This is a genomic window from Halochromatium sp., from assembly GCF_054919635.1.
The window spans coordinates 1-6,664 of sequence record NZ_JBUDPI010000214.1 but is presented as its reverse complement, the minus strand read 5'-3'; the positions used below and the strand labels follow the sequence as shown (position 1 = coordinate 6,664).

8 protein-coding genes are annotated in these 6,664 nt (G+C 63.3%); 5 read left to right on the top strand and 3 right to left on the bottom strand.

Features of this window, described 5'->3' with window-relative positions:
• Nucleotides 1–1,742: propionyl-CoA synthetase (locus ACY693_RS12855; protein ID WP_462322225.1), on the top strand; the 1,742-nt coding region annotated here is incomplete at its 5' end.
• Between the two features lie 66 nt (nt 1,743–1,808).
• Here the strand turns inward: ACY693_RS12855 and ACY693_RS12850 are convergent.
• Together ACY693_RS12850 and ACY693_RS12845 are read right to left on the bottom strand one after the other, a co-directional pair.
• Nucleotides 1,809–2,717 (bottom strand): Uma2 family endonuclease, encoded by a 909-nt coding sequence (locus ACY693_RS12850; protein ID WP_462322224.1) that lies wholly within the window; start codon nt 2,715–2,717, stop codon nt 1,809–1,811.
• A gap of 177 nt (nt 2,718–2,894) precedes the next feature.
• A complete protein-coding gene (locus ACY693_RS12845) occupies nt 2,895–3,302 on the bottom strand; it encodes a type II toxin-antitoxin system VapC family toxin (RefSeq protein ID WP_462322223.1) in 408 nt (135 codons plus the stop codon).
• A gap of 31 nt (nt 3,303–3,333) precedes the next feature.
• Between ACY693_RS12845 and ACY693_RS12840 the strand changes: the two genes are divergently transcribed.
• On the top strand, nt 3,334–3,519 hold the full coding sequence (locus tag ACY693_RS12840; RefSeq protein WP_462322222.1) for a hypothetical protein: 186 nt from the start codon (nt 3,334–3,336) through the stop codon (nt 3,517–3,519).
• A gap of 33 nt (nt 3,520–3,552) precedes the next feature.
• Here the strand turns inward: ACY693_RS12840 and ACY693_RS12835 are convergent, their stop codons facing one another.
• Nucleotides 3,553–3,708: a hypothetical protein gene (locus tag ACY693_RS12835; RefSeq protein WP_462322221.1), complete on the bottom strand. Its 156-nt coding sequence runs from the start codon at nt 3,706–3,708 to the stop codon at nt 3,553–3,555.
• A 233-nt stretch (nt 3,709–3,941) separates the two neighbouring features.
• On the opposite strand from ACY693_RS12835, the gene ACY693_RS12830 reads away from it, so the two are divergent.
• From ACY693_RS12830 to prpC, 3 genes are all read left to right on the top strand, one after another.
• Entirely contained in the window at nt 3,942–4,622 is a 681-nt protein-coding gene (locus ACY693_RS12830; RefSeq protein WP_462322220.1) for a GntR family transcriptional regulator, read from the top strand.
• A gap of 95 nt (nt 4,623–4,717) precedes the next feature.
• Nucleotides 4,718–5,599 (top strand): methylisocitrate lyase, encoded by an 882-nt coding sequence (gene prpB, locus ACY693_RS12825; RefSeq protein WP_462322219.1) that lies wholly within the window; start codon nt 4,718–4,720, stop codon nt 5,597–5,599.
• 4 nt (nt 5,600–5,603) lie between these two features.
• Nucleotides 5,604–6,664, top strand: a 1,061-nt coding sequence (gene prpC / locus ACY693_RS12820) for a bifunctional 2-methylcitrate synthase/citrate synthase (RefSeq protein ID WP_462322218.1), incomplete at its 3' end; no start/stop codon positions are given.

Here is a 6,664-nt window from a genome sequence, read left to right as displayed (position 1 = left end):
AACTGAATCCCTGCTACAACGCGCTCGATCGACACATTGAGGCTGGACAAGGCGAGCGTTTGGCAATCATCTACGATAGTCCGGTGGCCGGGCAGGTGCAGCGCCACAGCTATCGGGCGCTGCGCAACCAGGTCGCCGCACTGGCTGGCGCCATTGCCGCGCAAGGTGTCGGCCGGGGCGATCGGGTGATCATCTACATGCCGATGATCCCAGAGGCGGCGATGGCGATGCTTGCCTGTGCGCGGCTCGGCGCGATCCACTCCGTCGTGTTCGGCGGCTTCGCCGCGCGCGAGCTGGCGACCCGCATCGATGACTGCCAGCCCAAGCTGGTGCTCTCGGCTTCCTGCGGCATTGAGCCGAATCGACTGGTCGCCTACAAGCCGTTGATCGACGCGGCGATCGAACAGGCCATGCATAAGCCCCGGGCCTGCATCATCAAGCAGCGACCGCAGCTCACCGCCGAGCTTCAGCCGGGGCGCGATCTCGATTGGGACGCGGCGGTGGCAGCGGCTGAGCCCGCCGATTGTGTTCCGGTCGCCGCGACCGATCCGCTCTATATCCTCTATACCTCTGGCACAACCGGTCAGCCCAAGGGCGTGGTGCGTGACAACGGTGGCCATGCGGTGGCGCTGCACTGGTCGATGGCGAATATCTACAATGCCCGCGCCGGGGACGTCTTCTGGGCGGCCTCCGATGTCGGTTGGGTGGTTGGCCACAGCTACATCGTCTACGGGCCGCTGCTGGCCGGATGCACCACCCTGATCTACGAGGGCAAGCCAGTCGGAACGCCCGATCCAGGCGCGTTCTGGCGCGTGGTCAATGAATATGGCGTCAAGGTCATGTTCACCGCGCCGACCGCGATCCGGGCGATCAAGAAAGAAGACCCCAGGGGCGAGCATCTGGCGCGCTATGACCTCAGCGGTTTGCAGAGTCTATTCCTGGCCGGCGAGCGTTGCGATCCGGACACCTTGCATTGGGCCGAGGTCCTGCTCGAGAAGCCGGTCATCGACCACTGGTGGCAGACCGAGACCGGCTGGGCCATCGCCGCCAATCCGCTTGGCATCGAACAGCTGCCCATCAAGGCCGGCTCGCCAACGCGGGCGATGGTCGGCTATGACCTGCGTGTTCTCGATGACCAAGGCGAGGAAAGACCGGCCGGTGAGATGGGCGACATCTGCCTGAAGCTACCAATGCCGCCCGGCTGCCTGCCGACGCTTTGGAACAACGACGAGCGTTTTCGCGATGCCTATCTGAGTCGGCATCCCGGCTATTACCTGAGCGGTGATGCCGGCTTCATGGACGAGGACGGCTACATCTGGATCATGAGCCGCACCGACGACGTGATCAACGTTGCCGGGCATCGGCTCTCGACCGGGCAGATCGAGGAGGTGCTGGCCGGTCATCCTGATGTCGCCGAGTGCGCGGTGATCGGCGTGCACGACGCGCTCAAGGGGCAACTGCCGCTCGGGCTGGTGGTGCTCAAGGCTGGTGTCGAGCGCGGCGTCGCCGAGCTCAATGCCGAGCTGATCCAACGTGTGCGCGATCAGATCGGCCCGGTCGCCGCCTTCAAGCTCGTCGCCATCGTCTCGCGGCTGCCGAAGACCCGCTCGGGCAAGATCCTGCGCAGTACCATGGTCAAGATCGCTGACAACGAGACCTGGGCCATGCCGGCGACCATCGATGATCCTGCGATCCTAGATGAGATCGCGCAGTCGCTGCGGGAGATGGGGTATGCGCGGTGAGTCGGTACGCGGATAGCTAGTCGCTGGGCAGGGGCTGCTCGCGCAGCTTGCCGCGACCAGGGTGCACTAGCGATCCGGATGGTCGGGGCTGCGGGTGTCGCGCAGCTGGTCCAGTTCCGCTTCAAGTTTGGCGCGTGCCAGCGCTTCGTGCTGCGCGGCCGCTCGGGCCTCATCGCGCTCGCGCTCGGCCTGCGCCTGTGCCTGTTCGGCCTGCGCCTTTGCTTGCTCTGCCTGCGCCTGTGCTTGCTCGGCCTGGGCCTTTGCCTGCTCGGCCAGGGTCCATTCCGGCAGCACGAAATCGCTATAGATTGGGTCGCGGCGAATCGCATCCAGGTCTGGCCGGCGGATCAGATCATTGATCCGGAACTGGAAGCCCGGCAGCAGCCGCGAGCGAACTAGACGCTCATCGCCGCTGCCCTCGATCGGCAGCGGGCTGTAGACGCCCCCGCGGGTGCGGCCATAGAAGGCCAGGTTGCCGTGCTCGCGGTGCAGCACGTAATACTCGGGCACACCGGCGGCGGCGTATTCGGCCTTCTTGACCACCAGATCACGATGGACATAGGCCGGCTTCTCTGTCGACAGGGCCTCGACACAGAGGTCGAAGACGCCATGGTAGGAGCTGTCGGTGAGATCCAGGGCGACCGGATTGGTGTCGAGCACGACCGCCAAGTCTGGCTTGCGGATCACCGTGCCCGATCTGAGCGAGAGCCGAAAGCCCATCTCCAACGCCACCAGTTTGCCGACCGGTTGTAGCCGCAGGTAGTGGCGCAACAGCTCCAGGAACCAGAGATAGACCTGAAAGGTCTCGAAATCCGACACCGGCTTCTCCTCTAGGCGGCCATTGTTCCACTCGTAGCTGAGATCAGCGGCGTCGTACCAGTCTTGCCAGTACTCCGCTTCGCTTACCAGCCTGCCGTCGGCTGAGATCGGCTCGACGCCGGCGGGCGGCTCACCTGTGATGGGTAATCGAGGCATCGGGAGCGACCCTTGAGTCGAGAAAGGGAACTTCGATACTAGTCAATGCCGGTGGGTGCCGCAACCGCGGGCATTCGGTGCGATAGCGCTGCGCTAGTTTCTTGATACAGAAGACGTTATCGGCAACAGCTTCGTGACGGGCAGCGGGTGAGTCGGCGGAGGAAGAGTGGTCTCTGATTAGCGCAGGCTCGGCAAGCAACGTAGACCGAAGGCGCGAAAGTCCGGATCGATGGCCAAGCAGATTGGCAATGCGAGACGCCGGACCAGCGCAAAGCTGGTGCAGTCGGTAAAGCTATAGTGCGTATCTTGCTGTTGCTGAAAGATGGACCAGGCGGCAGCCTCGTCTTCCGTGGTGACCCGTTCCATGCGCGCCACTCGCCGCTCGCGCAAGGCGCTGCCAAACTGATGCGCAACGCTCCAGCCAAGCTGGTATCGCGCAAGGGTGAGGGTCTCGCCGAAGACGTAGTTGCTCGTGACCAGTCTGCCGCGGTATTCAGCAAAGGCCTCGACGACGGCCGCGTGGTCCGGGTCCTTCTTGTCCAGCAGTGCATACCAGGCACCGGTGTCGACGAAGGCGAGCTGCAAGGCTTTAGTGCTCGTACAGGTGGCGATTGTGATGGCGACCAATGGCGTCGCCGGTACCTTCGCCAATGCCGATCAGGGTGTCGAGGCTGTCTGCAGCCGGTGGCTGTTCCTGGTCGCCAAGGTGCTCGTCGATGAGGCCATGGAGCAGCGAAGCAAAACTGATGCCGCGACGCCGGGCCTCCTCACCAAGTCGCCGGTGCTGATCGGCTTCAAGTGAAATCGGTGTGCGGTCCATAGGTCGTAGAGGCTTCTAGGTGTTTATTAAGACCGGGTTATGGTAACGCTCGCTCGCGAAGCCGACCAGGGTGCGCTGCTCGCGACTGAATACGATGCTGTTCAGGTGGATCGGCGGCCCTTCGGCGCGGTATTTGTCGGCATAAGCGCGGTCCTTTCCCCAGAGTCGCAATCGTCCTCGCGGGTCTTGCGGAAGCTCTGGACGCCGATGGGAAGTTTTGGCGGCGCATCGTTGGGGGCTGCGACAGGACCGATTCGCGCTAGGCTAGCGCGCCGGTGCTGCTGTTGACGTAGGAGCCTTTCGCTCAACATCAAAGTGTCGACACATAATGCCAATTCTGGTAGGGTTTTGGCGAAATTCGCGAGAAGAAACCAAAAGGTGTTGACACTTTGCTGGCTGAGGCGATGAATGACCCCGCCCTGATTGCGCTCGAGCCGAGCGCTGGCGGCACTCTGACCGACCGCCTGTTCGATGCCCTGCAACGGGCGATCGTCGAAGGCGAGATGCCGCAGGGCAGCAAGATCAGCGAGCCTGAGCTGGCGCGACGGCATGGGGTGAGCCGTGGCTCGTTGCGCGAGGCGATCGCCCGGCTCGAGGCCTGCAAGTTGGTCGAGCGCAAGCCGAACCTGGGAGCGCGCGTGGTCGAGCTGAGTGCCGAGCAGCTAATCGAGATCTTTCAACTGCGCGAGGTCCTTGAGGGCATGGCGGCACGGCTGGCCGCGCAGGCGATGACCGATGCGGAGATCGACGCGCTAGCCGCGCTGCTCGAACAGCATGGCCAGCAGATCGAGCAGGAGCAAGGGCAAGCCTACTTCCAGAAACAAGGCGATCTCGACTTCCATTTCCGGATCGTCCAGGGCAGCAAGAACCGGCAATTGATTGGGCTGTTGTGCGAAGACCTCTATCACCTGCTCAGGATGTACCGGGTGCAATTTGGAATGCGCAGCAAGCGCTGTCGGCAGGCGTTCGAGGAGCATCAGTACCTGCTGAGTGCGCTGCGCTCGCGCGATCCAGAGATGGCCGAGCTGGTGATGCGCCAGCATGTGCGCTCATCGCTGCGCAACCTAGAGCAGGCGCTGAGCTGAGGCTTGTCACAAAAGGCCCAAGGACGCGCGCTCAGAGAGCAAAGGCGTCTCGCGGTATACCACTAAGACCACTACGACCACTGAGGGGATCGACCATGACCATTGCCACCAATCCCGGCGCCCGTTTCCGCGCCGCGATGGCCGAGGAAAAGCCATTGCAATGCGCTGGCGCGATCAACGCCTACCATGCCCGGCTAGCCGAGGCCACAGGCTTCCGCTCGCTGTATATCTCCGGTGGCGGGGTTGCGGCCGGCTCCTGCGGCATTCCGGATCTCGGCATCACCACCATGGATGATGTGTTGATCGATCTGCGCCGTATCACCGATGTCACCGAGCTGCCGGTCTTGGTGGACATCGATACCGGCTGGGGCGGTGCCTTCAACATCGCTCGCGCGGTGCGCAGCATGAACAAGGCCGGTGCGGCGGCGGTGCATCTTGAGGACCAGGTGCAGCAGAAGCGCTGTGGACATCGGCCGAATAAGGCCATCGTGCCGCAGGCCGAGATGGTCGACCGGATCAAGGCCGCGGTCGATGCTCGCCTGGATGATGACTTCGTGATCATGGCCCGCACCGATTCGCTCGCGGTCGAGGGGCTGGATGCTGCGATCGAGCGCGCGCTAGCCTGCGTTGAGGCCGGCGCCGATGCGATCTTTCCGGAGGCGATCACTGAGCTCAAACAGTATCAGGCCTTCATTGAGGCAGTCGGCGTGCCGGTGCTGGCCAATATCACCGAGTTCGGCTCGACGCCGCTGTTTACTGTCGACGAATTGGCCAGCGTTGGCGTGAATATCGCGCTCTATCCGCTCAGCGCCTTTCGGGCCGCCAACGCCGCCGCGCTCAAGGTCTATCAGGCCCTGCGCCATGAAGGCACGCAGCAGTCGGTGATGGAGCTGATGCAGACCCGCGCCGACCTCTACGACTACCTCGGCTACCACGCCTACGAGCAGAAGCTCGATCAACTCTTCGCAGCGGAGTAGGGCTATGACCAACACGAGTGCCACCAACGCCACCACCAGCGGAGCCAGCGGTTTGCCCAAGCCAAAGAAGTCGGTCGCTCTGTCTGGGACCGCCGCCGGCAACACCGCCATTTGCACCGTCGGGCGTACCGGCAACGATCTGCATTATCGCGGCTACGACATCCTTGATTTCGCGGAGCAGGCGGAATTTGAGGAGATCGCCTATCTGTTGATCCACGGGGCACTGCCCAACGCCCCCGAGCTCGAGGCCTATAAGGCCAAGCTGCGCGCAATGCGCGGCTTACCACAGGCGGTCAAGCAGGCGCTCGAGGCTATCCCGGCCTCCGCGCACCCAATGGATGTGATGCGCACCACCTGCTCGGTGATGGGCAGTTGTTTGCCGGAACGCGACTCGCATCCAGCGGCTGAAGCGCGCGAGATCATCGATCGGCTGATGGCTAGCTTCGGCTCGGCGCTGCTGTACTGGTATCACTTCGCGGTCAATGGTCGCCGCATCGAGGTCGAGACCGACGATGACAGCATCGGCGGCCATTTCCTGCATCTGCTACATGGCGAGGCGCCGAAGGCCTCTTGGGTGCGGGCGATGCACACCTCGCTGGTGCTCTATGCCGAGCACGAGTTCAACGCCTCGACCTTCGCTGCGCGCGTAGTCGCTGGCACCAGCTCGGACATGTACTCGGCCATCACCGCCGCCATCGGCGCGCTGCGCGGTCTCAAGCACGGTGGCGCCAATGAAGAGGCCTTCCGCACCCAGAGCCGCTATCGCACCGCCGACGAGGCCGAAGCCGATATCCGTGAGCGGGTTGGGCGCAAGGAGATCGTGATCGGCTTCGGCCATCCGGTCTACACCGTCGCTGATCCGCGCAATCAGGTGATCAAGCGGGTGGCCCAGGGACTCTCCGAGGAGGCCGGGAATATGAGCATGTTCTCGGTCGCTGAGCGACTCGAGTCGGTGATGTGGGAGCTAAAGACGATGTTCCCGAACCTAGACTGGTTCTCGGCCGTCTCCTACCACCAGATGGGCGTGCCGACGGCGATGTTCACACCGCTGTTCGTGATCTCGCG